Source organism: Microvirga subterranea, assembly GCF_003350535.1.
Lineage (GTDB): Bacteria > Pseudomonadota > Alphaproteobacteria > Rhizobiales > Beijerinckiaceae > Microvirga > Microvirga subterranea.
The window spans coordinates 296,235-318,210 of record NZ_QQBB01000006.1; the positions used below are offsets into that span (position 1 = coordinate 296,235).

The 21,976-nt window shown below is 65.8% G+C and carries 23 protein-coding genes; 15 read left to right on the forward strand and 8 right to left on the reverse strand.

Features of this window, described 5'->3' with window-relative positions; genetic code table 11:
• The first annotated feature begins 63 nt into the window (after nucleotides 1–63).
• The 7 genes from chrA (at nucleotide 64) to DES45_RS16895 (ending at nucleotide 5,567) form a co-directional block, all read left to right on the forward strand.
• Entirely contained in the window at nucleotides 64–1,284 is a 1,221-nt protein-coding gene (gene chrA, locus DES45_RS16865; protein ID WP_114771180.1) for a chromate efflux transporter, read from the forward strand.
• 122 nt (nucleotides 1,285–1,406) lie between these two features.
• The gene (locus tag DES45_RS16870) at nucleotides 1,407–1,937 is read left to right on the forward strand and encodes an ankyrin repeat domain-containing protein (RefSeq protein ID WP_114771181.1); all 531 of its coding nucleotides are present in this window, start codon (nucleotides 1,407–1,409) and stop codon (nucleotides 1,935–1,937) included.
• A 124-nt stretch (nucleotides 1,938–2,061) separates the two neighbouring features.
• Nucleotides 2,062–2,796 (forward strand): hypothetical protein, encoded by a 735-nt coding sequence (locus DES45_RS16875; RefSeq protein ID WP_114771182.1) that lies wholly within the window; start codon nucleotides 2,062–2,064, stop codon nucleotides 2,794–2,796.
• 282 nt (nucleotides 2,797–3,078) lie between these two features.
• Nucleotides 3,079–4,125, forward strand: coding sequence for a PAS domain-containing protein (locus DES45_RS26230; protein WP_114771183.1), 1,047 nt, complete (start codon nucleotides 3,079–3,081; stop codon nucleotides 4,123–4,125).
• The gene (locus DES45_RS25810) at nucleotides 4,037–4,603 is read left to right on the forward strand and encodes a sensor histidine kinase (RefSeq protein ID WP_245571757.1); all 567 of its coding nucleotides are present in this window, start codon (nucleotides 4,037–4,039) and stop codon (nucleotides 4,601–4,603) included. The genes DES45_RS26230 and DES45_RS25810 overlap by 89 nt, the downstream gene beginning before the upstream one ends.
• 149 nt (nucleotides 4,604–4,752) lie before the next feature.
• Complete coding sequence (locus DES45_RS16890) at nucleotides 4,753–4,959, forward strand: hypothetical protein (protein ID WP_114771184.1); 207 nt, start codon at nucleotides 4,753–4,755, stop codon at nucleotides 4,957–4,959.
• Between the two features lie 62 nt (nucleotides 4,960–5,021).
• Nucleotides 5,022–5,567, forward strand: a complete 546-nt coding sequence (locus DES45_RS16895) for a pyridoxamine 5'-phosphate oxidase family protein (RefSeq protein ID WP_114771185.1) — start codon at nucleotides 5,022–5,024, stop codon at nucleotides 5,565–5,567.
• Nucleotides 5,568–5,602: 35 nt separating this feature from the next.
• Here the strand turns inward: DES45_RS16895 and DES45_RS16900 are convergent, their stop codons facing one another.
• From DES45_RS16900 to DES45_RS16915, 4 genes are all read right to left on the reverse strand, one after another.
• Entirely contained in the window at nucleotides 5,603–6,997 is a 1,395-nt protein-coding gene (locus tag DES45_RS16900) for a sensor histidine kinase (RefSeq protein ID WP_114771186.1), read from the reverse strand.
• Nucleotides 6,994–7,650, reverse strand: a complete 657-nt coding sequence (locus DES45_RS16905; RefSeq protein WP_114771187.1) for a response regulator transcription factor — start codon at nucleotides 7,648–7,650, stop codon at nucleotides 6,994–6,996. Before DES45_RS16905 ends, DES45_RS16900 begins: the two co-directional genes overlap by 4 nt.
• Before the next feature lie 526 nt (nucleotides 7,651–8,176).
• Nucleotides 8,177–8,635, reverse strand: coding sequence for a DoxX family protein (locus DES45_RS16910; protein WP_114771188.1), 459 nt, complete (start codon nucleotides 8,633–8,635; stop codon nucleotides 8,177–8,179).
• Nucleotides 8,636–8,904: 269 nt separating this feature from the next.
• Nucleotides 8,905–9,387 carry a hypothetical protein gene (locus DES45_RS16915; protein WP_147282431.1) on the reverse strand — a complete coding sequence of 161 codons (483 nt, stop codon included), beginning with the start codon at nucleotides 9,385–9,387 and terminating at the stop codon, nucleotides 8,905–8,907.
• A 187-nt stretch (nucleotides 9,388–9,574) separates the two neighbouring features.
• Between DES45_RS16915 and DES45_RS16920 the strand changes: the two genes are divergently transcribed.
• From DES45_RS16920 to DES45_RS26130, 4 genes are all read left to right on the forward strand, one after another.
• On the forward strand, nucleotides 9,575–9,811 hold the full coding sequence (locus DES45_RS16920; RefSeq protein WP_114771190.1) for a BrnA antitoxin family protein: 237 nt from the start codon (nucleotides 9,575–9,577) through the stop codon (nucleotides 9,809–9,811).
• Entirely contained in the window at nucleotides 9,808–10,149 is a 342-nt protein-coding gene (locus DES45_RS16925) for an MliC family protein (RefSeq protein WP_245571758.1), read from the forward strand. The genes DES45_RS16920 and DES45_RS16925 overlap by 4 nt, the downstream gene beginning before the upstream one ends.
• 199 nt (nucleotides 10,150–10,348) lie before the next feature.
• Nucleotides 10,349–12,997, forward strand: coding sequence for an EAL domain-containing protein (locus DES45_RS16930; protein WP_147282432.1), 2,649 nt, complete (start codon nucleotides 10,349–10,351; stop codon nucleotides 12,995–12,997).
• A gap of 118 nt (nucleotides 12,998–13,115) precedes the next feature.
• Nucleotides 13,116–13,241 carry a hypothetical protein gene (locus DES45_RS26130; protein ID WP_281024095.1) on the forward strand — a complete coding sequence of 42 codons (126 nt, stop codon included), beginning with the start codon at nucleotides 13,116–13,118 and terminating at the stop codon, nucleotides 13,239–13,241.
• A gap of 140 nt (nucleotides 13,242–13,381) precedes the next feature.
• Here the strand turns inward: DES45_RS26130 and DES45_RS16935 are convergent, their stop codons facing one another.
• Complete coding sequence (locus DES45_RS16935) at nucleotides 13,382–13,774, reverse strand: hypothetical protein (RefSeq protein ID WP_114771192.1); 393 nt, start codon at nucleotides 13,772–13,774, stop codon at nucleotides 13,382–13,384.
• Nucleotides 13,775–14,199: 425 nt separating this feature from the next.
• Between DES45_RS16935 and DES45_RS16940 the strand changes: the two genes are divergently transcribed.
• Nucleotides 14,200–14,457: a hypothetical protein gene (locus tag DES45_RS16940; protein WP_147282433.1), complete on the forward strand. Its 258-nt coding sequence runs from the start codon at nucleotides 14,200–14,202 to the stop codon at nucleotides 14,455–14,457.
• Nucleotides 14,458–14,603: 146 nt separating this feature from the next.
• Here DES45_RS16940 and DES45_RS16945 read toward each other — a convergent pair whose 3' ends face one another.
• Together DES45_RS16945 and DES45_RS16950 are read right to left on the reverse strand one after the other, a co-directional pair.
• On the reverse strand, nucleotides 14,604–14,903 hold the full coding sequence (locus DES45_RS16945; protein ID WP_114771194.1) for a hypothetical protein: 300 nt from the start codon (nucleotides 14,901–14,903) through the stop codon (nucleotides 14,604–14,606).
• Between the two features lie 148 nt (nucleotides 14,904–15,051).
• Nucleotides 15,052–16,155, reverse strand: a complete 1,104-nt coding sequence (locus DES45_RS16950) for a helix-turn-helix transcriptional regulator (RefSeq protein WP_170151534.1) — start codon at nucleotides 16,153–16,155, stop codon at nucleotides 15,052–15,054.
• Between the two features lie 406 nt (nucleotides 16,156–16,561).
• Here DES45_RS16950 and DES45_RS16955 point away from each other — a divergent pair, with 406 nt between their 5' ends.
• Nucleotides 16,562–17,242, forward strand: coding sequence for a LysE family translocator (locus DES45_RS16955; protein ID WP_170151535.1), 681 nt, complete (start codon nucleotides 16,562–16,564; stop codon nucleotides 17,240–17,242).
• 97 nt (nucleotides 17,243–17,339) lie between these two features.
• On the opposite strand, the gene DES45_RS24810 is transcribed toward DES45_RS16955, so the two are convergent.
• Nucleotides 17,340–17,633 carry a hypothetical protein gene (locus DES45_RS24810; protein WP_147282435.1) on the reverse strand — a complete coding sequence of 98 codons (294 nt, stop codon included), beginning with the start codon at nucleotides 17,631–17,633 and terminating at the stop codon, nucleotides 17,340–17,342.
• 8 nt (nucleotides 17,634–17,641) lie between these two features.
• Between DES45_RS24810 and DES45_RS16960 the strand changes: the two genes are divergently transcribed.
• Both DES45_RS16960 and DES45_RS16965 read left to right on the forward strand, forming a co-directional pair.
• The gene (locus tag DES45_RS16960; protein WP_114771197.1) at nucleotides 17,642–18,739 is read left to right on the forward strand and encodes an efflux RND transporter periplasmic adaptor subunit; all 1,098 of its coding nucleotides are present in this window, start codon (nucleotides 17,642–17,644) and stop codon (nucleotides 18,737–18,739) included.
• A gap of 19 nt (nucleotides 18,740–18,758) precedes the next feature.
• Nucleotides 18,759–21,944, forward strand: coding sequence for an efflux RND transporter permease subunit (locus DES45_RS16965; protein WP_114771198.1), 3,186 nt, complete (start codon nucleotides 18,759–18,761; stop codon nucleotides 21,942–21,944).
• The last annotated feature ends 32 nt before the right edge of the window (nucleotides 21,945–21,976 follow it).

Genomic DNA, 21,976 nt, shown 5'->3' on the forward strand with positions numbered 1-21,976 from the left:
CTTGAGCCTCGGTGCGGCACGCCATAGGGTCCACGGCTCCCGATTATGAGAATCGATCCGACCATGAACGACGTCCAGGCTCCTCAGGTGCCGACAATACCCCAAGGCCGGCCAGGAGAGGTCTTCGCGGCCTTCCTCAAGCTCGGCCTGACCTCCTTCGGCGGCCCGGTGGCGCATCTCGGCTATTTTCGGGACGAGTTCGTGGTCCGCCGCCGTTGGCTGGATGAGCGGGCCTATGCGGATCTCGTGGCTCTGTGCCAGTTCCTGCCCGGCCCGGCCTCGAGCCAGGTCGGCATGGCGGTCGGTCTATCCCGCGCGGGCTATCGTGGCGCGCTCGCCGCCTGGACGGCCTTTACGCTCCCTTCGGCCATCGCCCTGGTGCTGTTCGCCTATGGAGTCGGCTTCTTGGGCGAGACCTTCGGTTCCGGCTGGCTGCACGGCCTTAAGGTGGCGGCCGTGGCGGTGGTGGCGCTGGCCGTGCTCGGCATGGCCCGGTCCCTGACGCCGGACCGGGAGCGCGCCACCCTGGCCGTCGCGGCCGCCGCCGTGACGCTCGCCTTTCCATCGGCCTGGGGACAGATCGGCGCCATCGTGCTCGGCGGCCTCGTCGGGGTCTCCCTGCTGCGGGGAGGGGGGCCGGCCGATCACGTGGCGCTTCCCCTGTCGGTGAGCCGGCGAGCCGGCACAGCCGCCCTCGTGGCCTTCTTCGCCCTGCTCGCCGGCCTGCCGCTCCTGGCGGCCGCCACGGGCAGCCAGAGCATCGCCCTGGTCGACGCCTTCTACCGGGCCGGTTCACTCGTCTTCGGCGGCGGCCACGTGGTGCTGCCGCTGCTCCAGGCCGAGGTGGTGCCGCCCGGCTGGGTGACGAACGATGCGTTTCTTGCGGGCTACGGCGCCGCCCAGGCGGTGCCGGGGCCGCTCTTCACCTTCGCGGCCTATCTCGGCGCCGTGATGGATCCGGAGCCGAACGGCTGGGCCGGGGCGGCCCTGTGCCTCGTCGCCGTATTCGTTCCGTCCTTCCTCCTGGTCGTCGGGGCTCTGCCTTTCTGGGAGGAACTGCGGCGCAGGCCGGTGGCGCAATCGGCCCTGAGGGGCGTCAATGCCGCCGTGGTCGGCCTGCTTCTCGCAGCCCTCTACCATCCGGTCTGGACGGCGGGCATCCTGAACGGCGGCGACTTCGCGCTGGCGGCGAGCGCGTTCCTGCTGCTGTTCATGTGGCGCGCGCCACCGTGGCTGGTGGTGATCCTGTGCGCTGTCGGCGGCGCGCTCCTTGCAACCCTTTGAGCCGATGGAGCGTGAAGGTACGTCGGCAATGGGTAGGCCGAACCCGCCGGGCTTCCATTCCGGCCGCCGGGCGGCCATATCCTGCTGCCGCCTTCCATCGGCCGCAAACCGGAGCCCGCATCATGTCGAACGACGATCCGCGTCAGCCGCCCGTCCTGGATGAGGAGACCATCGCGTTCGCGCAACGGGTCTTCCAGCATGTCCGGGCCGGGGATGCAGAGGCTCTGGCACCTCTGTTGGACATGGGACTTCCTCCAAACCTGCGCAACGAGAAGGGCGACAGCCTGCTCATGCTGGCCTGCTATCACGGCCACGCGGAGACGGCCGCGCTCCTTCTCCGGCACGGAGGCGATCCGGAACTGGCAAACGACAGGGGGCAGACCCCGCTCGCAGGCGCGGCCTTCAAGGGCGACGCGGGGATCGTCCGCCTGCTCCTCGACTACGGCGCGCAGATCGATGCCAGCGGACCGGACGGCCGCACGGCGTTGATGATCGCCGCCATGTTCAACCGGACCGACATCGTCGAGATACTCGTCGCCGGCGGAGCGGACGTCCACCTCCGCGATGCGCAAGGCCTCTCGGTCGAAGAGGCGGCCCGCAGGATGGGTGCCCCCGACACGCCCGCGCAGATCGCCCGGCTGTCGCGGGCGTGAGGAGGCGCCGCGGTTTCCTCGCGTTGGCCCCGAGAGGCCCGTTAATCCTAATTTCGGGAAGTCCCGCAACCCTTCGCCAACCCTGCTAGCTTCGGCCCCGTCGATGTCATCCGTGGCGTGAGGGATGTCCGTGCAGGTCGCGACCCGAATAGACGATCAGGATTTCACATTCTCCGTCTGGCGGGGGACGATCCGCGCGGTCTTCTCGGCCCCGAAACAGGGCTCGCGCGCGGTCGAGATCCATGTGCAGTCCGACGACGGCAACCGCCGCTCGGTCATCGTGAAGCCGCTGATCTTCACGCGCACGGACGACACGGTGTCTCTCGTCTATGCTCGCCCTGCCAGTGCCCGAAGCGGCGTTCTCGTCGGCCTCGTGAACCATACGACGGGCCGCTGGTGTTCGATGCCGCAGGGCATCGTGCCGATCCGCCTCAGGCCGTCCCTGCTCGTGGGCCTGATGCGCGACGTGCGGCGGATCACGATCCCGGGAGCGGCCATCCTGCTGACGGTGCTTGCGGCCGGCGGCCTGCACCTCGCCGAGAAAAGCCTGGAGGTGCTGACCTGGTCCCTCGTCGCCGGCGTGATCATGGCCCTGCTGTGGGCCTTCAACGAGCTGGCGAACTGGCAGGCGGAGGTCGCCGAGAGGCTCGTGGTGTCGCACACCGACGAGTTCCTGGCCGATTTGGCGATGATCGACGTGGAGGAAGCGCCTCCCGCCCTCGCGGACGGTGCCGGCCCGACGCGGATCCTGAAGGGTGAGCTCTGGACGTCGGATCTCGAAGCCGACGCGGCGGCGGAAAGGAACCGCGACGACCAAAGCCCCGAGGACCGGCCCTATGGAGCGCTGCGGCTCCCCTAGCAGGCGCGCAGGACGGCGACCTGCCCGTTCGCTCTATACCCCGCTCGCGGCAGGCGTTCTTTTGTTCACAAGTGAACAGACGGCCCGTCCCATGAGGGTCTACAAATGCCGGCGCACCTGTGGTCAGTGGCGCGGCCCGCCCGGCGGGTTGTCGGTTCCGTCTCGATCTGGCGCGGGTGAGCCCGTGCGCTAGGTTCATACTGGTTTTCTTCCAGAGACCATAGGCAGCGGACATCATCGCCTGGCGGCAGGGCCGTTTCCGGCAAATTTGGATGGGGGCCAGTGCACGGCAATCTCAGAACGGCGCCTGCCGATTTCCTCGCCGGGGGCGGGGAGATGTCGGCCCTCATGCAGACCTTCGACTGGGGCGGCACGTCGATCGGTCCGATGGATCTTTGGCCCCAGAGCCTCCGGACCACGATCAGCATCATGCTGCGGTCCCCGATCCCCATGGTGCTCCTCTGGGGGGCGGACGGGATCATGATCTACAACGATGCCTACACGGTGTTTGCGGGCGGACGGCATCCGCGCCTTCTCGGGTCCAAGGTTCTCGAAGGCTGGGCGGAGGTCGCGGATTTCAACGCCAACGTGATGCGGGTCGGAATGGCGGGCGGCACGCTCTCCTATCGCGACCAGGAGCTGACGCTCCACCGGCACGGCGCGCCCGAGCAGGTATGGATGAACCTGGACTACAGCCCCGTCATCGACGAGACGGGCAAGCCGGGCGGCGTTCTGGCCATCGTGGTGGAGACGACCGAGCGCATCCTGGCCGAGCGCCGGATCGCGGCCGAGAAGGATCGCCTGCGAGAGCTGTTCCACCAGGCTCCCGGCTTCATGGTTATCTACAGCGGTCCAGACCATGTCTTCGAACTCGTGAACGAGGCCTATTATCAGCTGGTCGGGCGCCGGGAGGTCGTCGGCAGGCCGCTTCTCGAGGCGCTGCCGGAGCTTGCGGAACAGGGCTACGACACGTTGCTCGACGAGGTCTACCGGACGCGGCAGCCCTTCGTCGGCCGAAGCCTCCCGGTATACCTGCTGCGCGATCCGTCGAAGGAGCCCGAGCAGCGTTTCGTCGACTTTTGTCTACCAGCCGATCTTCGACAGGGAAGGGCAGGTCACGGGAGTGTTTGCCGAGGGCAGCGACGTCACCGAGCGGGTTCGCTCCGAGGAGCATCAGCGGCTTCTGCTCAACGAGCTCAATCACCGCGTCAAGAACACGCTGACGACGGTGCAGTCCATCGTGTCGCAGACCCTGCGAACGGCGGGTTCGACGGCGGCCGCGCAGGAGGCGATCGAGGCGCGTCTGTTCGCGCTCTCGCGGGCGCATGACGTCCTAACGCGGGAGAACTGGGACGGCGCCTGGATCGGAGAGGTGGTCGCCCAGGCGATCTCGCCCTTCCAGGCAGCCGGACAAAAGCGCATTCACGGCCAGGGGACCGAAGTCCGTTTGCCTCCCAATGTGGCCCTGGCTCTCGCCATGGCGCTCCAGGAGCTGGCCACCAATGCAGTCAAGTACGGGGCTCTGTCGAATGGGACCGGTCAGGTTAGCATCTCCTGGACGGTCGACCGGGCACGGGACATCCCGCACCTCGTCCTGACATGGGAGGAGAGCGGCGGGCCACCCGTCACGCCACCAGCCCGCCGCGGGTTCGGCACGCGGCTCGTCGAGCGCAGCCTCGCCCAAGGGCGGATGGCCGGCAACGCCAGAATCTCTTTCGCCTCAACCGGCGTCGTTTGCACCATCGCCGCGCCGCTCGGCGCCGCGGTTGGGGAGAGCATGCCCTGGAGCCCGGGCGCTCCTTCCTGACCAAAGGCGATGAACTAGACGGGCCATCCACCCGTGCGGCCTTGATCGTGATCAAATCTCCCGGCCGAGAGGCTGATATGCTGGGGGCAAGCTCATGGAGGCTGTGCGGCAGGCGCTCGGCGATTCTCCGGACAGGAATGGAGCAGCGCATGATCGGCTGGATCGTCCGCGTCCTGATGATCGTCGCCGGTGGGGTGGCGGGCTGGATTATCGCGAAGGATGCGCCGAACTTCGGCGTCGTTCAGATGATAGTGGCCCTCTTTCTGCTCACGCTCGTGGTGGCGGTGTTCGCATTCTGGCCGGCCCGCTGGACGATCCGGCTCAATCGTTCGCAGAAGTCTCGATCAGGAACCTAGGATAGCTTGCCTGTGGAGGCCGACCTATGGGCCGTCTTGAAGCCATGTGACCGGAGGTTTCCATGAAATGCGCCCTTCGCGACGAAATCCTCGCCGTCCTTTCCGGTGCGAACGACATGACCATCGCCACGATCCGCAGCGACGGCTATCCGCAGGCGACGACGGTCAGCTATGCCAACGACGACCTGACGCTCTATTTCGGGTGCGGCAGCGACTCCCAGAAAGCGCGAAACCTGGCGCGCAACGGCAAGGTGTCGCTCACGATCAATCTGCCCTATGCGAGCTGGAGCGAGATCCGCGGGCTGTCCCTCGGCGGCCGAGCCGAGCAGGTGAGAGACCCGCGGGAGGTCGAGCAGGCGGCCCAATTCCTGGCCCGCAAGTTCCCCGAGGCGGTTGCGGAGTTCGCCTCCGAAGGGCTGGAGGGCATTTCCTTCTTCCGGATCCGGCCGGAGGTGATTTCCCTGCTCGACTACCGCAAGGGCTTCGGCCACACGGACCTGATCCAGGAGTTCGGCCAGGACGAGGCCTTGGATGTGGTCGAGGAGGCGGACGAGGAGTCCTTTCCGGCCAGCGATCCGCCTGCCTGGACGCGCACCACCACCCGATAGGGCATGATGGCCGGTGAGGCATTCATGCGCGGCGCCTACGGGTCCTCCGCGGTCCGGCCCCGGGTCCCTGCGATGGGAGACATCGCGTCAGCAGGCGCATGGCCCTGACGTTCCCGTGTCGAGGCGATCGGAAGCACGACCTGGGCGACGAGCCCGCTTCCGTCCTCCCTGTTGCGGAGTCGGACCTGCGCGTCGATCCGGGCCGCGAGGGCCTTGACGATGGAAAGCCCGAGTCCGGTTCCTTCGTGCTCCGTGTTCGCGCGAACGAAAGGATCGAACACCCGTGGGAGCATGTCGACGGGGATTCCCGGTCCGGTATCGGCGATCTCGATCGTCGCGTGTCGATCGTCGGACCGGACGGAAATGCCGACCCTCCCGCCGGGCGGCGTGTAGCGGATCGCGTTGTCGAGCAGGTTCGAGAGCAGCATCGTGAGGTCGTCCCGCCCGGCCTTGATCGGGATCCTCGGAATCCAGGCGGCCGTCAGCGTGATGCCCTTGCTCTCCGCCAGCGGAACCACCCCGGCGACGGCCTCCCGCACCGCCTCGATCAGACAAGATGGGTGATGCGCTTCCATCGGCGCCAGGGATTCCGCGCGCGCGAGCGCGAGCAGCTGTCCCGTCAGCGTGGACATGCGACGAAGCCCGATCTCCATCTCCTCCAGGACTTCGGCGGCCTCGGCGCCTCCCGACACCTGACGCAGGTTGCGCAGCTGGATCCTCAGCGCTGTGAGGGGAGTGCGCAGCTGATGCGCCGCATTGGAGACGAAGCGCCGTTGCGCGGCGAGCGCATCCCCGGCGCGTGCGAATGCGGCGTTCATGGCGCCGACGAGGGGAACGATTTCGCGAGGCACATCCGGTGCGGCGAGCGGTTGCGTGCTGTCGGGCCGGCGTGCGAGCAGCTGGTCCGCAAGTCCGTCGACCGGGTCGAGAACGCGGCCGACGAGCCACCGTACCAGAAGCCATGACATGGGAATGAGAAGAAATGTCGTGATGATCGCCGGCAGGGCAGCCTTGAGGGCGAGCGCCCGGCGCACGACGGCCTGCTGGGAAACCTGAACGGTGCCGTCGTCCAGGACCCAGGTGTAGCTGCGCCACCGCTCCGTCGGGGTGTCGAAGGTCGAGAACCCGGTCTTCGCCTGGCGGGGAAGGTCATACCCTGGAGGAAAGGATTTCAGCAGGCGGCCATCCGCGTCCCAGGCCTGGACGACGATGGCATCGGAGGCGTCGAGCGGCGGCGCCGGCATCTGCGCGAGGTCGTCGACCGAGCCCACGACGTCAAGGGCGACCTCTCGCATCTGGTCGTCGAGGAAATTGTCCGGATCCTGCTGGGCCGCGATGTAGGCTCCCAGGCCGCCGAGCGCGCCGAACAGGATCAGCAGCGCTGTGAACCAGACCGTCAGGCGCGCCCGAAGCGAGTTGCGGCGCTTCATTTCAAAACCATCCAGCCCACGCCGCGGATGTTGCGGATGATGTCGTTGTCGAACTTGCGGCGAATGTAGTGAATGAGCACGTCGACGGCGTTGCTCTCGACCTCCTCGCCCCAGCCGTAGAGGCTGTCCTCCAGCTGCTTGCGCGACAGGATGGCGCCGGGACGCTCGAGCAGGGCCTGCAGGAGGGCGAACTCCCGCGCCGGCAGGCAGTGCGTCGTCCCCTTGTACGTCACCTGATGGGCCGCAAGATCGAGCTCGATCTCCGACGACCGGATCCGTGAGGTGGCGTGCCCGGCGTGACGGCGGACGATGGCCCTGATCCTGGCCGCCAGCTCGTCGACGTCGAACGGCTTCACCACGAAGTCGTCGGCGCCGAGATCGAGCCCCGCCACGCGCGTCTCGACGTCGTCGTGCGCCGTGACGATCAGCACGGGCGTGCCGTCCTTGCGCCGCCGCATGTCCTTGAGGACGTCCAGGCCCTCCTTGTCCGGAAGGCCCAGGTCGAGCAGCACGATCGAATAGGGCGTCGTGCCGAGGGCTTCGAGGGCGTCGGTGCCCGTCTGGGTCCAGTCGATTGTGATTCCCGTCCCGTCGAAGACCCGGGTCAGGCTACGCCCTATAAGAGGATCGTCTTCGACCAGAAGCGCCCGCATGACGGCCGTCCTCGCTGCGAGGACGAGTTCACTCCCGTCGCGACCGTCGTTCAACCGCGCATTTTGCCACCTTCGTTCGGATGACGGGCGTCCTCATTCTGTCCTAAGTCGCCTCCCGTACCATCGTGGCCAGGTACCGACGGGTGCCATCATGCGAAGGAGAAGTGCGATGAAGAAGTTTCTGATAGCCACTTCGGCCTTGGTCTGCCTCATGGGCGCTCCTCTCGCCGCCCAGGCGGCCACGTCTTCCTCCCAGTCATCGTCCGAAATGCCCAAGGCTTCCAAGCACGCGACGGTGAGACACCATACTGCCCAGCGTCACACGACCCCGCGGCATCATACGGCGATGAACAAGAAGAATGTGAGCTGCCCTCCCGGCTCGGAGAACCCGGCGTGCCAGCCGTCTTCGACGGGGGCGATCCGCTGAGGCCCGAGCTTCGGGCCGAAACAGGCAGTGCCTTGAAGGGCTGACTGATCTGTTGGAAGGAAGATCCGGCGCCGCTCCATGCGGCGCCGGATGCCCGCGTCAGGCGCGGGCGGCTTCCCGCGTGGAGGTCAAGCCGCGGGGAGCGGTCGGGCGCGCCAGGATCGCCGGTAGGCTGAACCGGCCCGCGCCGCTGACGAAGTAGAACAGCAGCCCGCCCATGATGGCGAGGTTCTTGAAGAACTGGGTCTGCTGCGCGGCTTGCGCCTCCGCCGGGAAGGTCCAGAACGCGTGGCTGATCATGCTGGCCACGAGGGTGAAGCCTATGAGGAGCAGGGCGGTCACGCGCGGCGCGACGCCGAGAATCAGCGCCACCGGACCGAGGATCTCGGCCGCGACGGCGAGCATGGCCAGGAGGTCCGGATAGGGCAGCCCCTTGCCGGCCAGCATGGCCGCAAAACCGGACAGGCCGGACAGCTTGCTCAAGCCTGCGGGCAGGAAAAGGCCTGCGACGGCAAGGCGGGCGGCCAGAAGCGCCACGTCGTTCGTGCGGTTGATCATGAGGTCTCCATGTCGTGTGATCTCAGGGAAGGACGCCCCCAGGGGACGATCATCGATGCTGCGATGCAGCGAGGCGCGTCCTGCCTAGCCCGGCGGCTGCGGGCGAGGGGAGACACGTTTGCGTGAGATGAGCGCCCGAGCTGCGGGATATGCCTTTGCATGTGTGCAAGCAAAGCGGACGCCGCGCCGTCTTCCTCGGCTACGGCGTGACGCTCCCGGCCGATGAGCGCCTGACGGCTGACATGTCGCGTTCTGACGGAGCGCGTGTCCTATTCCTGCGCCGGTCGTTCCAGGTTGCGGGGCTGGACGCGCACGCGGCCCGTCCCACCCTCCGGGCTCGCGGGCACCGTGTCAGCCCTCGCCGGCGTCATGTCGGGCGATCCGGCGAGATCGCCGTCCGCTCGCGTGCCGGTCATTCCTTCGACAGCGGGCTCCTGCCATCCTTCCGCCCGCCAGGCGGTCTGCTGCTCGTCGAGATCCAGCACGCCCTCCTGGTCCAGGATTTCCACGGCCCGTCGGACGACGGCGCCGTCGCATTTCACGATCACCACGGATCCGCCGCGCAGCACGCCCTCCGCGTAGGCATGGGCGTCGGCGCGCGACACGCCCAGATCCTCCAGAAGCGGCGCGAGGTTGTGCGGGGTCGACCAGATGTCGATGTCGTCGCGGGGGATGCCGGCCTGCGCCAGGCGGTTCGCCGCGTCTTCCGCGTGCTGCGCGCTGTGGAAGAGCGAGGTGACGGTCTTGGTCATCGGATCGACCTCCTGCAAGCTGCAAGGCCGTGCGCTGAGACGGTGCCACTCTACCACGTCGCCCGTGGCTTCACCATGTGCCGGGACTTGACCGGCGATACGGCGCCGTCCGCGATGGGAGCCCCGCGGGTGACGCCCAGCACCGCATGAGATAGCCTGGGAATCACTGGCCGATTGGGAGGACGACATGTCGAGATCACCGGGAGGGCGCCGTCCGAGCGATCCTCTGAAGGCAGCCGAAGCGGCCTTCAGGAAGGCAACCACCAAGCCGGCCGAGGGGCCGCCCAAGGCCCCGGTCATTCCCGGCGTGAAGGAGACGGTGACCCTGCGCATCGACCAGGAGGTGCTGGAATACTTCCAGCAGGATGGTCCGGGATGGCAGGACCGCATCAATGACGCTCTGCGCAAGGCGGCCGGCAAGTGAGGAGCGGTTCCGCGGTCTGCACCGTTCGGGTCCTGGGCGCGGTGCTCCTGGCCGCGCATGTCCTGGTCATTGCGGGCGCCGAGGCCGCCGGTCCCAAGCCGGTCCGCTACACCTGCGCGGACGGCACGACGCTTCAGGCCACGTTCTCGCCACCGGGCGCCACGGCCGGGTCGGTCAGGCTGGTCTATGCGGAATCCGTGCCTGAAGCGACGCTCCCGCAGGTCATCTCCGCCGATGGTGGACGGTACGCGCAGGGCGGCGTGGAGTTCTGGATCAAGGGGAGCAATGCGACCCTCACGAGGGCGGGGCGATCCACGACCTGCCGGGCCGGCCTGTAGCGGGACCGGCCTGATCGACGCCGCGGTTCCTGCCATGGGGCGAACGAATTCGCTTCCGAATAACGTATCTTTTGCCTGTCCACCCGACAAATGTCTGTATGCATCCTGGGCTTTTTTGGGAGACCCGCCGCCGTCTCTGATGCATAAGAGTTCACGCGCCGCTGCCCGATGAACCATTCCGACGATTGCTGTGATTGCCTTGTCCTGGTTGAAGAGAGCTCTTGCCCGAAATCCGGTTGCGAACGTCCTGGTCCTGGCGGTGGTCTTCAACCTGCTCGGCGCAGCTCTCGTTCTCGACGAAAGGCAGAGCGCGCTGGAACACGCCAAGGCGTCGTCGAGCAATCTCGTCGCGGCGGTCGCGCGGGACATCTCCCGCAATATCGAGATCATTGACCTGACGATCCAGAAGATCATCGACAGGATCGACCAGCCTGATTTTTCCGACCTGCCGCCCGACCTCCGGCGCCAGCTGATCTTCGACCAGGTCGCCACGGCGCGCTATTTCGCGGCGATCGGCGTGACCGACGCGAACAGCAGGGTCATCTATCAGTCCCGGATGGCCGATCCCAGCATCCTCAGGGTGGCGAATTTCGATTACGTGAAGGTCCATCGGGAGCGTCCCGACGTCGGGCTCTATGTCTCGGTTCCCATCAAGAGCCCTCACGGGTTCGGATGGGGCATCGTGTTCAGCCGGCGCATCTCCGGTGCAGACGGGAGCTTCGCCGGGATTGTGTACGTGGCGCTGAGCCTCGACTATTTCACAGACCTCTTTCGCAGGATGGATCTTGGGTCGGAAGGCTCCATGTCGCTCATGCGAACGGACGGAAAGCTGCTCGTGCGCGAGCCCTTCAATGAGGAGCAGCTCGGCGCGAACGTGAGCTTGGCTGACTTGCGTCGCGGCCACGCGAATGTCCGGTCGGCGTCGTTCCTCTCCGGGCCGTCGCCGCTCGACGGCATTCCCCGGCTCTTCACCTTCACACAGGTGGGGGAGTTCCCGGTTGCGATCAGCGTCGGGCGAACCATCAAGGACGTCTATGCCGCGTGGTGGCGCAGGGCGGTCACGATCGGCGTCATTCTGATGGTCCTGACAGCCGCCATGATCGCGCTGGCAGTCAGCCTGCGGCGGGAATTCGGGCGCAGGCGGGCCGCGCACCAGGAGGCCCTGCACAACGAGGCGCTCTTCCGTGGCGCGATGAAGGGCGCTGGCATCGGAACGGCGCTGCTCAGCCTCGATGGGACCGTGTTCAAGGTCAATCCCGCCTTCTGCCGTCTGTTCGGGTATACGGAAGAGGACATGCTGTCGAGGACGGCGGCCGATCTGACCCATCCGGACGACGAGGCGCCGGACGACGGTCCTCTCCTGCGAGGAGAAACCGATTTCGCCGAGAGCGAACGGCGCTATCTGCGCAAGGACGGCACGGAGGTCTGGGTCCTCCGGTCCGTTTCGCTCGTGAGGGACGAGGCAGGCAAGCCTGCCTACCTGATCGTGCAGTTCCAGGACATCACCTCCCGACGGGAGGCGGAGGACCGGCTGCGGTACACCGCGACCCATGATGAGTTGACCGGTCTCCTCAACCGCTCGGCCTTCGAGCAGAGGCTCGACGAGGCTCTCGCGGAAAGCCGCGAGATCGGGATCCGGCACGCCCTGGCGTTTCTCGATCTCGACCGCCTGAAGATCATCAACGACTCAGCCGGCCATGTCGCCGGGGACTCGCTGTTGCGCAGCGTGGCGGGGGCGTTGCCGGGCTACCTGCGCGACGGCGACATCATCGGTCGTCTCGGAGGCGACGAGTTCGGCATCATTCTGTTGGGATGCTCGCTTGACGATGCGACGGCAATCCTCGAGAGGCTCAACGCGGCGGCGAGCGCGATCCAGTTCCGGTGGGAGGATCGCAGCTACACCGTCGGCGCCAGCATCGGCGTGACCGAGATCACGCCGGCCTCCCGCTCCCCCAGCGCGTTGCTGGCCCAGGCCGACATCGCCTGCCTGACGGCCAAGATGGCGGGACGGAACCGGGTCAGCATCTATCGGCCGGAGCAGAGCGACGCGGTCGACCGCCACCGCGAGATCGCCGTTGCAGCGGGAATCGCGCAGGCCATTCACGAGGACAGGCTGCGCCTCTTCGCTCAGCGGATCGTCGCGTTCGCGGACCCCTCCCAGGAGCGCTACGAGATCCTGGTCCGGCTGGTCGACAAGGACGGGTCCCTGGTTCTCCCCTCCGTCTTCATTCCGGCGGCGGAGCGGTACGATCTTGTCGGAGAGATCGACCGCTGGGTCGTCTGGAAGGCCCTGACTGTCGTCGGGCAGGCGGACATGCCCGACCGGCGCATCCGCCTGCATCTCAACCTGTCCGCGGCGTCTCTCGGCGACCCCGCGTTCCTGACCTACGTTCTGGACGCCATCGAGGGCACCGGCGTTCCACCGGAAATCCTGGTCTTCGAGATCACGGAAACTGCTCTCGTCAGCAACATGACCCTGGCCACCCTGGCGGTCGGCAAGCTGCGGGACATCGGATGCCAGATCGCCCTCGACGATTTCGGTTCGGGCCTGAGCTCGTTCAACTACCTGCGGCAGTTTCCGGTCGACATGGTCAAGATCGACGGCAGTTTCGTCCGCAGCATGACGACGAGCAACGTGGATCACCACATCGTCAAGTCGATCCATCAGATCGTTCAGGAGCTCGGTGCCCAGACAGTGGCCGAGTTCGTCGAGGACCCGATGACCTTCGCCATGGTCCGCTCCATGGGCATCAGCTTCGCCCAGGGCTACGCGATCCACGAGCCGCAGCCGTTCGAGGCCGTGCTGTCGGGAGCCGGAGCCCGCATGGAGACCTCGCGATCGGGCTGATGCCCTCGTTGGGCGCCCCGTCGATCACCTTATCGCGAGAAGGCGCCGCTGAACGCGCCGGACGGACGTTTCCTCCCTTTGGCCGCAGAAATGGCAGAGGTGGAGGACAAGGTTGCGCGTGCATCGGGACTTGAAGGCTTTCAGGCATGCTTGGATCTATCTCGTCGGGCTGGTGATCGCCGTCGTGCTGATCCTCGCGTTCTTCACCTTGAACCCGGCAACCGAGAGCCCACCCTTGCCATGACCTGCCGGCACGCGATGGGGCGCCTGTCCTGACCGAACCGCGCGAAGGCACATCGAGACTGCTGCGCGCTCCCGAAGCGGCGCGGCCCATCCTGCGTTGGGCGGCAGCGTTCGGAGCGAGACCTTGAATGGTCGACCGGCTCACTCGTAGGGAACGCTCTCGGTCTGCGAGTTCGCCCAGTTGGTCGTGACGCCGCTTCCGGACGCGCGGACGCGGAAATACAGCTCGGCCGAACTCTCCCAGCCCGGTTCGGAATTCGCCACCTTGCTGCGCGGCACGATGGCATTCAGCCCGAAAGTGTTGGGGCCGATGTTGAGGAGTGCCGGGCCGAGCTGAAAGCTGTCGTCCTTGTACACGGTATCATCGCTGAACGTGTCGTCGTCCATGACCCGGAGCGACACGGTCATGAGCCCGTCCCCGAGCTTGCGCCTGTCCGCTTCCGTCAGAATGATCGTTGCGGCACCCGTCAGGTTCACGTCATCGGTGGGACGTCGGGGCGCGACATACATCCATACGCCAACCATCTTGGCCATCTGAGTTCTCCTTCCACTTTCGGTGCGTTTCGACGCACCGGGCGACGGGCGTGAGCAGGGTCCCGGAAGGGTACGAACGGCGCGGGACGCTTAAACGAGCCTCATCACGTGCAACTTGGAACGGAAAGCCTGAATGCGTTGCGTCAGCGTTTCGCTTGCGATCAGTTTGCGCCTTCGCCTTTTTAAAGTCGAGATCACCTTTCCGCATGACACCCGTGGATCCCGCGAGCCTTCGGCCTATCCCCACCGGCGGGGACGAATACCCGGTTCACCGTATGGGCGCGCTCCGCAGGTCTCATCACGGTGAGCGTGCCCCTAAGGGGTATACTTACGTAATCGTACGCACTTCCTGCGTATTGAAGATAACTTATGTTAAATCCCGTCCAACAAGACCAATAATGTCCAATGGAGAGGAAGATATGCCGATGACGTCGGAACAAAAGCCGCGCGTGTATTCCGATCAGATCAATTTCGTCATGCGGGAAGTCCTGCAGACGCTCAGCAACATCGACTTCGCTCATCAGGTCGAGATCGAGAAGGTCGAGAACAGCCGGAGCGACGAGGCGCTCAAGGAATACATCAAGGACAAGCTGCGTCGGACGCATCAGCAGAGGCGCCAGCCCTATGTCGATCTTCTCAACGAACTGCGCTGGCAGCAGCACCAGCGGTCTTTCGCAGCCTGAGGCGGGCACAACCGAGCCGCCCGGGCCGCTCCCGGTCCCTGGATCCGTCGATCTGCCCCCCTGGCGGGTCCAGTCCTTCAAGCGCCTCTCGAGGCGCTTTCTTTTTGTTCATACCAGGATGCGGCCTTGGCCCTTGGTGGCGTTGCTCAGAGCAGCCCGCTGGAGGCTCCCGCCGTGGCGGACGTGCCGGTTGCCTCGTCGGGGGGCCGGTCCTCCTCGCACTCCGACTGCCTCAGCAGCATGCGCAGCCGCGCCAGATTGATCGGCAGGAGAATCAGATGGAGCATCAGTACCGGCATGAATTGGCCCATGGCGCCGTACCCGATGAAACAGATGTTCGCCCCGATGGCCATGATGCGCATCGGCAGCATCGTTCGCTGGGCGAAGGTGACGAGGGTCAGGAGTGAGGCAGCATAACCCAGAGCATCGATCGAGCTGAGAAACATGACAGCGTCCCACCATGATGCCGATGATTAGAGTGTCGTCGGGACCGTTCCGATGCCTTCCTTCCGCAACACGTTCGAACCGACGAAGACTGCTCTTGGAATGATCGAAGGAGCGGATAAGCGCGTCCTCCCCGATCTGGGGAGCTGATCACCGCCTGAGGGGCGATGCCAGGTTCATGATTCGGGAGACGAGCTCGGCCTGCCGGTTGGTCTGGGTTTTGCGATAGACTGCATCCAGGTGAGTCTTCACGGTGGAGCGTGCGACACCCAGGATCTCCGCCGTCTCGGCCAAGGTCCGCCCATGCAGGACCTGCCCCAGCACCTGGGTCTCGCCCGTGGTGAGGTGATACAGGGACACTGCGGCCGACAGCGGAGTCTCGAGGGCGGTCTCCGGCTCCCGCAGCAGAATGAGAACCGGACTTCCGATCTCTTCCCCGACCTGCTCCAGCGCCACCCAGGTCACGTGCAGCGTTCGACCGGTTGCATCCGTCAGGTTCGCATCGAGGCCTTTCTGCCTCGCACGATCCGGTGCAGAGGCGAGCGACGCCATGAACCTTCTCCCCTCGGACGTCACCGGAATCAGCCGGTGATCGTGCTCACGAAACACTCGAGCGTGGGCCAGCTCGGCCTCGGCGGCCTGGTTGCAGAACAAGATCGTTCCGTTCGGCCCGATGATCAGCGCTGCGGACGCGAGTGCCTCGAGAGCGGCCCGAAGCGTCCCGGCCTCGACGCGCTCGAGCCCGAGAAGGCCCGAGATGTCGACGGACCGCTTGATGTGGGGCGACAAAAGGCGAGCCAGCTCGATATCCTCGTCGCCGTAGGGACCTTTGGCCTCGTCCCCGATGACGCCCCACGTCGCGACCGAGGTCACGGTCCGTTGGATCGGCACCACGATATAGTCGTAAAGGCCGCGGCCGGCATAACACGATGTCCAGTAGCGGCTGCTGTGGAAAGCCTTGATGTCGAGATCCCGCGTGCTGCACAGCGGCTCGCATAACGGAGCGGTCAGGCCGAGCGGGACTCCGGGATTGATGTGGGCATTGGCCTGCGCGAGGGCCACCAGTTCGTCGGGCCAGTTGTAAAGGGCTGCAATTCTCTGGGTTCTCTCCAGCGGGTGAGAGACGATCATGTCAGCCATCTTGCCGCCGATCGCCTGTGTGATCTCGCCCAGAACCTCGGACCAGAGGCTCGTGTCGAGAGCACAGTCGTAGATTCGGCCGATCAGGTCGGAGAAGGCTTCGTCCGGCTTCATGGATCCCCCAGAGCAGACCACGGACCCCATCACGAACAAGTGTCGTTCAGGCTAACCCGCGAGCGTAACGTCGTCCTTCCCCCAGATGGGGGAGGTCGGCCTTGCCCGTGTGACACCGCACACGCACGCTCATGTTCGACCCGCGGCAGGCATCGTCTCCGCCATCTGGCGGAAGATCTTGCGCCGCATGACTGCGATGCTGGTTCCCGTTCGGCATCGATCTGAACTCACGGCGGGGAGCGCGATATGGCCAAGCTCCCGCAATGCCGGCGACTGCGCGCATGATGCCAAAGCAGGTCAGGAGGGTGCGAGCAGCGCATCGCGTTCGGCGCGGTCGCTACGAGCCCCAGGCGGGGCTGTCCCTCGAACCGGCTCGTCCGGAAATCGGAGCAATGAGGCTCTGCCCATGTCTGGCATAACGGGAAATGTTCTTGCTGGGATCGGCATCGGACTGGCTGTGGCGGCGCCCATCGGCCCCATGGGCATCCTGTGCATCCAAAGAACCCTCGAGGGCGGCATCCGAGCAGGATTGGCCACGGGGAGCGGCGCGGCAACGGTCCATCTCTTCTATGGCGCTGTCGTGGTGTTCGGCCTTTCGCTGATCACGGACGCGACATCCATTTACGCACCGGCTTTCAAGCTGGTCGGCGCCGTCTTGCTGTTCTGGTTCGCCCGGCGGATCCTGCGGCGAAAGATTTCGCTGGAGGTCCGTCGGAGCATGGCGCATTGCCTGCGCGCCTACCGGGACGCCGTCCTGTTCGGGCTGGCCAATCCGATCACCATGTTGCTGCTCCTGGCCTCGACCACGGGCATGCCCCTCAGCGGCGGCAGATGGACAGCGCTCCCGTTCTCGCTCGGGATCTTCATCGGCTCGATGGGATGGTGGCTCGTGCTGTCCGGAGCGGTCTGCGCCCTGCGGCAGCGCCTCGACGCGACACTGCTGCGCAGGACCAATCAAGGGGCGGCTCTGGTGCTTGCGGCGTTCGGCTGTCTCGTGTTCGTGCAGGGAGTCCAAGGCCTCCCGGGCTTTGGGGCCGAAGGACGGGCGTTGGCCCTCACCAAGTCGGGCGCGCTGCTTCCCCGATGAGCGCGCTCGACCGCGGCCGCCGGCTTGACAGAAATGCACGCATCCCTGGCCTCCTAGCCGATCGGTCAGGTGCCAAGCTCGAGAAGTTAAGCTATTATCAAACGACAATGTGCGCGCTTCCACAGCCGATCATGCTGTGGGACAGCGGAAGTTCGCGTCCAGATTTCCTTTTCAAACCGGTCATGTTCAGTGCCGGATGACCTTGAAGCGCTTCTAAGCGGGCGCTTTGCGGCACAATTGGACTCCCACCAGAGCGAAATTTATTCCAGCTGCAATTTTCCGGTTCGAAACGTGAGGCGCAGGGAGAGAGTGCCGCGTCAGTGCTGCTGATCAGGAGGATTTGCCGTGCGACAGTTCTGGCTTCTGTTTGTGATAGGCGTTGAATGCTCATGGCTGACCATGTCCGGTCCGGCCTTCGCTCAACCGGGACCGAGTCAGCCGCCGTCGGTCACGGTGGCAAGGCCGGTCGTGAAGGACATCGTCGAACAGACGGACTTCATCGGCCGCTTCGAGGCGGTCGACGAGGTCGATATCCGTGCCCGGGTTTCAGGCTATCTCGACAAGGTGCACTTTCAGGACGGAACGCTGGTCAAGGCAGGCGACGTTCTCTTCACGATCGATCCGCGTCCCTACCAGAATGCGCTCCAGCAGGCGCAGGCGGCGGTGACATCCTCCCAGGTCCGCCTGGAATTCGCGCAGAGCGATCTCGATCGGGCCGAGCAGCTCCGCAGGAGCGGGAACATCGCCGACCAGATCTATGATCAGCGGCGGCAATCGTTCCTGACCGCGAAAGCCGAACTGGACCGCGCGCAGGCGGCCCTGCGCCAGGCGCAGCTGGACGTCGAATTCACCCAGGTCAAGTCGCCCTTGTCCGGACGGATCTCCCGCAGGCTCGTCTCCGTGGGCAACTTGGTCAACGCCAACGAGACGGTGTTGACGAACGTGCTGACGCTCGACCCGATCCAGTTCTACTTCGATGTGGATGAGCGATCGTACCTCGCCTTCTCGCGGCAGACGCAGGGCGGAACCCGGACAACCGCCGAAGGGGCCGTGAACGAGGTCCTCCTCACGCTGACGGACGGACGTCTCGGCCAGCGCAAGGGGCAGCTGGATTTCGTCGACAACCGGCTCGATGCCGCAAGCGGCACCATCCGGGCTCGCGCGCTGTTCGAGAACAAGGATCTGTTTCTTACGCCTGGGCTGTTCGGGCGGGTGACGGTCGGGGCGTCGGATCCGTACAAGGGCATCCTGCTGCCCGACGAGGCGATCGGCAGCGACCAGGACCGGCGGGTCGTCTACGTGGTCGGCGAGAACAACGTCGTCAACCTGAAGCCGGTCCGCATCGGTCCGAGGATCGACGGCTACCGCGTGATCCGGGACGGCCTGACCGGTAACGAGACCATTGTCGTGAATGGCCTCGTCCGGGTCAGGCCCGGAGCCCCTGTCACTCCCCAGACGACGACGCTTCCTTTGACCAGGGAGCGGAACGGCACCTGATCCCGACGAGGATGCTGCCATGCGCTTTGCTCATTTTTTCGTCGACCGCCCGATCTTCGCGACCGTCCTTTCGGCCATTCTCCTGATCGTCGGCGGGATCGCCTACACGACGCTGCCCGTCGCCCAGTATCCGGAGGTTACGCCGCCCACGGTCGTCGTCCGGGCGAGCTACCCCGGCGCGGATGCCGAGACCGTTGCGGCCACCGTCGCGACGCCCCTGGAGCAGCAGATCAACGGCGTCGAGGACATGCTGTACATGTCCTCCTACTCCACCGGCGACGGATCGATGGCGCTGACGATCACGTTCAAGCTGGGGACGGACCTCGACAAGGCGCAAGTGCTGGTCCAGAACCGCGTCGCCATCGCCACGCCCCGTCTGCCGGACGAGGTGCGACGTCTCGGGGTGACGACGCTGAAGAGTTCGCCCGACCTGATGATGGTCGTGCACATGCTGTCGCCGGACGGGTCGTACGACCAGCTCTACGTCTCGAACTACGCCCGCAACTACGTCCGCGACGTGCTGATGCGGCTCGATGGCGTCGGCGATCTCATTATCTTCGGCGAGCGGCAGTATTCGCTGCGGGTGTGGCTCGATCCCGAACGCCTGGCCTCCTTCGGCCTGACCTCCGCCGAGGTGGTCCGCGCCATCCAGGAGCAAAACGTCCAGGTTTCCGGCGGCGCGCTGGGCCAGGAGCCGACCCCCGGAGAGGCCGCGTTCCAGATGACGGTGACGACCCAGGGGCGGTTCGAGGACCCGCGCCAGTTCAGGCAGATCATCGTGCAGGCCACCCGCGACGGGCGTCTCGTCCGGCTGCAGGACGTGGCCCGGATCGAGCTGGGTGCGCAGGACTACGTGACGAATTCCTATCTCAACGGCAAGCCCGCCGTCGCTCTCGCGATCTTCCAGAGACCGGGCACCAACGCGCTCGCCGCAGCGGACCAGATCATCCATACGATGGAGCAGCTCAAAGCCAACTTTCCTCCCGGGATCGCCTACCAGATCGTCTACAACCCGACGGAGTTCATCGCCGAGAGCGTGAACGAGGTCTACAAGACGCTCTTCGAGGCCACGGCCCTCGTGGTGCTCGTCGTGATCGTCTTCCTTCAGAGCTGGCGGACGGCCATCATCCCGATCGTGGCCATTCCGGTCTCCCTGGTCGGCACCTTCGCGGTCATGGCTGCCCTGGGGTTCTCGATCAACACCCTGACGCTGTTCGGTCTGGTGCTCGCGATCGGAATCGTGGTCGACGACGCGATCGTGGTGGTCGAAAACGTGGAGCGGAACATCGCCATGGGCATGTCGCCTCGGGATGCTGCGCACGAGACCATGGACGAGGTCGGAACCGCTCTCGTGGCAATCGCGCTGGTTCTGGTGGCGGTCTTCGTCCCGACGGCGTTCATCCCGGGCATTTCGGGCCAGTTCTACCGCCAGTTCGCGCTGACGATCGCCGTGTCGACGGCGATTTCCGCTTTCAACTCGCTCACCCTGTCACCGGCGCTCGCCGCCTGGCTGCTGAAGCCGCACAGCCACGAGCCTCCAAAGAACGTGCTTGTCCGCGCCGGCAAGGCCGCGGCCGGCCGGTTCAATCGCGGCTTCGACGCGACGTCGCGCGGATACGCGCGGGCGGTCGGCGCGGTCGCTCGCCACAAGCTCATCGTGCTGCCGGTCTATGTGGGTCTCCTGGCCGGCACCGTGTGGATCGCCAACCATGTGCCGCGCGGCTTCATTCCCACCCTCGACCAGGGCTACGCCATCGTGGTCGTCCAGCTTCCAGACGGGTCGTCCCTGTCGCGCACGGACGCCGTCGTGCAGAGAGCCTCGAAGCTCATCCAGGAGACGCCCGGCGTGCTCGATGCGGTGGCATTCGCGGGCTTCTCCGGCGCGACTTTCACGAACGCCACCAATTCCGCGGCGATCTTCGCCCGGTTCAAGCCGTTCGACGAGCGGGTGAAGGAGGGCGATTCCGCCTCCAAGATTATCGGCAATCTTTTCGGACGCATGCAGCAGATCGAGGAGGCCTTCATCATCGCCATCCCGCCGCCGCCTGTTCGCGGTCTGGGCAATTCCGGCGGGTTCAAGCTGCAGATCCAGAACAGGACCGGAGACGACGTCCGGGGCATCCTGGCGGTCGCCTATCAGATGATGGGGAAAGCCCAGCAGAATCCCAACCTGTCCGGAGTCTTCACGACGTTCTCGGCCAATTCGCCCCAGGTCTACCTGGAGATCGACCGGCAGAAGGCCAGCATCCTGAACGTGCCGATCCCGAACATCTTCGAGACGCTCCGGATCAATCTCGGGACCGCCTACGTCAACGACTTCAACGCCTTCGGCCGCGTCTACCAGGTGCGCGCTCAGGCGGACCAGCGCTTCAGGATCGACCAGGAGGACATCAACCGCCTGCGGGTCCGCTCGTCCACGGGCGCCCTGGTGCCGCTTGGAACGCTCGTCGAGATGCGGGAGGTGTCCGGGCCGGATCTGATCCAGCGCTACAACATGTTCACGTCGGTGGCCCTGCAGGGCAACGCCGCTCCGGGCGTCTCGTCGGGAACCGCCCTCGATGTGATGGAGGATCTGGCGCGCCAGAGCCTCTCGCCGGGCATGGGCTACGAGTGGACCGAGCTGGCGTTCCAGGAGCGACAGACGGGCAACACGGCGGTGTTCATCTTCGCGCTGTCGGTGCTGTTCGTGTTCCTGGTGCTCGCGGCTCAATATGAGAGCTGGTCCCTGCCGGTCGCCATCATCCTGATCGTGCCGATGAGCGTTCTCTCGGCTCTTATCGGCGTCATGATCCGCGGGCAGGACAACAACATCCTGACGCAGATCGGCCTCGTGGTCCTTGTCGGGTTGGCGGCGAAGAACGCCATCCTGATCGTGGAATTCGCCAAACAGGCGGAGGAGGAGGGCAAGGCGCCGGTCGAAGCCGTGATCGAGGCCTGTCGCCTGAGGCTGCGGCCGATCCTCATGACGGCCTTCGCGTTCATTCTCGGGGTGCTCCCGCTGGCGATCGCGACCGGGCCGGGCGCGGAGATGAGGCAGGCCTTGGGAACGGCGGTGTTCGCCGGCATGCTCGGCGTCACGTTCTTCGGGCTGTTCCTGACGCCGGTCTTCTACGTCGCCATGCGGCTCCTGGTCATGAGGTTCACGAGGCGGCGGCCGGCCGTGCCGGGGCATGCCGCCGATGCACGGCCATCGCCGGCCGAATAGGCGCCGGCCGCGGCCGATTTTACCTTCGAGAC

Coding starts and splice junctions, on each gene's coding strand:
- DES45_RS16890 (WP_114771184.1), top strand. CDS start 4,753: ATGATCGGCTGGATCGTCCGCGTCCTGATGATCGTCGCCGGTGGGGTG.
- chrA (WP_114771180.1), top strand. CDS start 64: ATGAACGACGTCCAGGCTCCTCAGGTGCCGACAATACCCCAAGGCCGG.
- DES45_RS16955 (WP_170151535.1), top strand. CDS start 16,562: ATGTCTGGCATAACGGGAAATGTTCTTGCTGGGATCGGCATCGGACTG.
- DES45_RS24810 (WP_147282435.1), bottom strand. CDS start 17,633: ATGAGCATTCAACGCCTATCACAAACAGAAGCCAGAACTGTCGCACGG.
- DES45_RS16935 (WP_114771192.1), bottom strand. CDS start 13,774: ATGGCCAAGATGGTTGGCGTATGGATGTATGTCGCGCCCCGACGTCCC.
- DES45_RS16910 (WP_114771188.1), bottom strand. CDS start 8,635: ATGATCAACCGCACGAACGACGTGGCGCTTCTGGCCGCCCGCCTTGCC.
- DES45_RS16960 (WP_114771197.1), top strand. CDS start 17,642: ATGTCCGGTCCGGCCTTCGCTCAACCGGGACCGAGTCAGCCGCCGTCG.
- DES45_RS16945 (WP_114771194.1), bottom strand. CDS start 14,903: ATGTTTCTCAGCTCGATCGATGCTCTGGGTTATGCTGCCTCACTCCTG.
- DES45_RS16920 (WP_114771190.1), top strand. CDS start 9,575: ATGTCGAGATCACCGGGAGGGCGCCGTCCGAGCGATCCTCTGAAGGCA.
- DES45_RS16940 (WP_147282433.1), top strand. CDS start 14,200: ATGACGTCGGAACAAAAGCCGCGCGTGTATTCCGATCAGATCAATTTC.
- DES45_RS16900 (WP_114771186.1), bottom strand. CDS start 6,997: ATGAAGCGCCGCAACTCGCTTCGGGCGCGCCTGACGGTCTGGTTCACA.
- DES45_RS16905 (WP_114771187.1), bottom strand. CDS start 7,650: ATGCGGGCGCTTCTGGTCGAAGACGATCCTCTTATAGGGCGTAGCCTG.
- DES45_RS16965 (WP_114771198.1), top strand. CDS start 18,759: ATGCGCTTTGCTCATTTTTTCGTCGACCGCCCGATCTTCGCGACCGTC.
- DES45_RS16875 (WP_114771182.1), top strand. CDS start 2,062: ATGTCCGTGCAGGTCGCGACCCGAATAGACGATCAGGATTTCACATTC.
- DES45_RS16895 (WP_114771185.1), top strand. CDS start 5,022: ATGAAATGCGCCCTTCGCGACGAAATCCTCGCCGTCCTTTCCGGTGCG.
- DES45_RS16915 (WP_147282431.1), bottom strand. CDS start 9,387: ATGACCAAGACCGTCACCTCGCTCTTCCACAGCGCGCAGCACGCGGAA.
- DES45_RS16870 (WP_114771181.1), top strand. CDS start 1,407: ATGTCGAACGACGATCCGCGTCAGCCGCCCGTCCTGGATGAGGAGACC.
- DES45_RS16950 (WP_170151534.1), bottom strand. CDS start 16,155: ATGAAGCCGGACGAAGCCTTCTCCGACCTGATCGGCCGAATCTACGAC.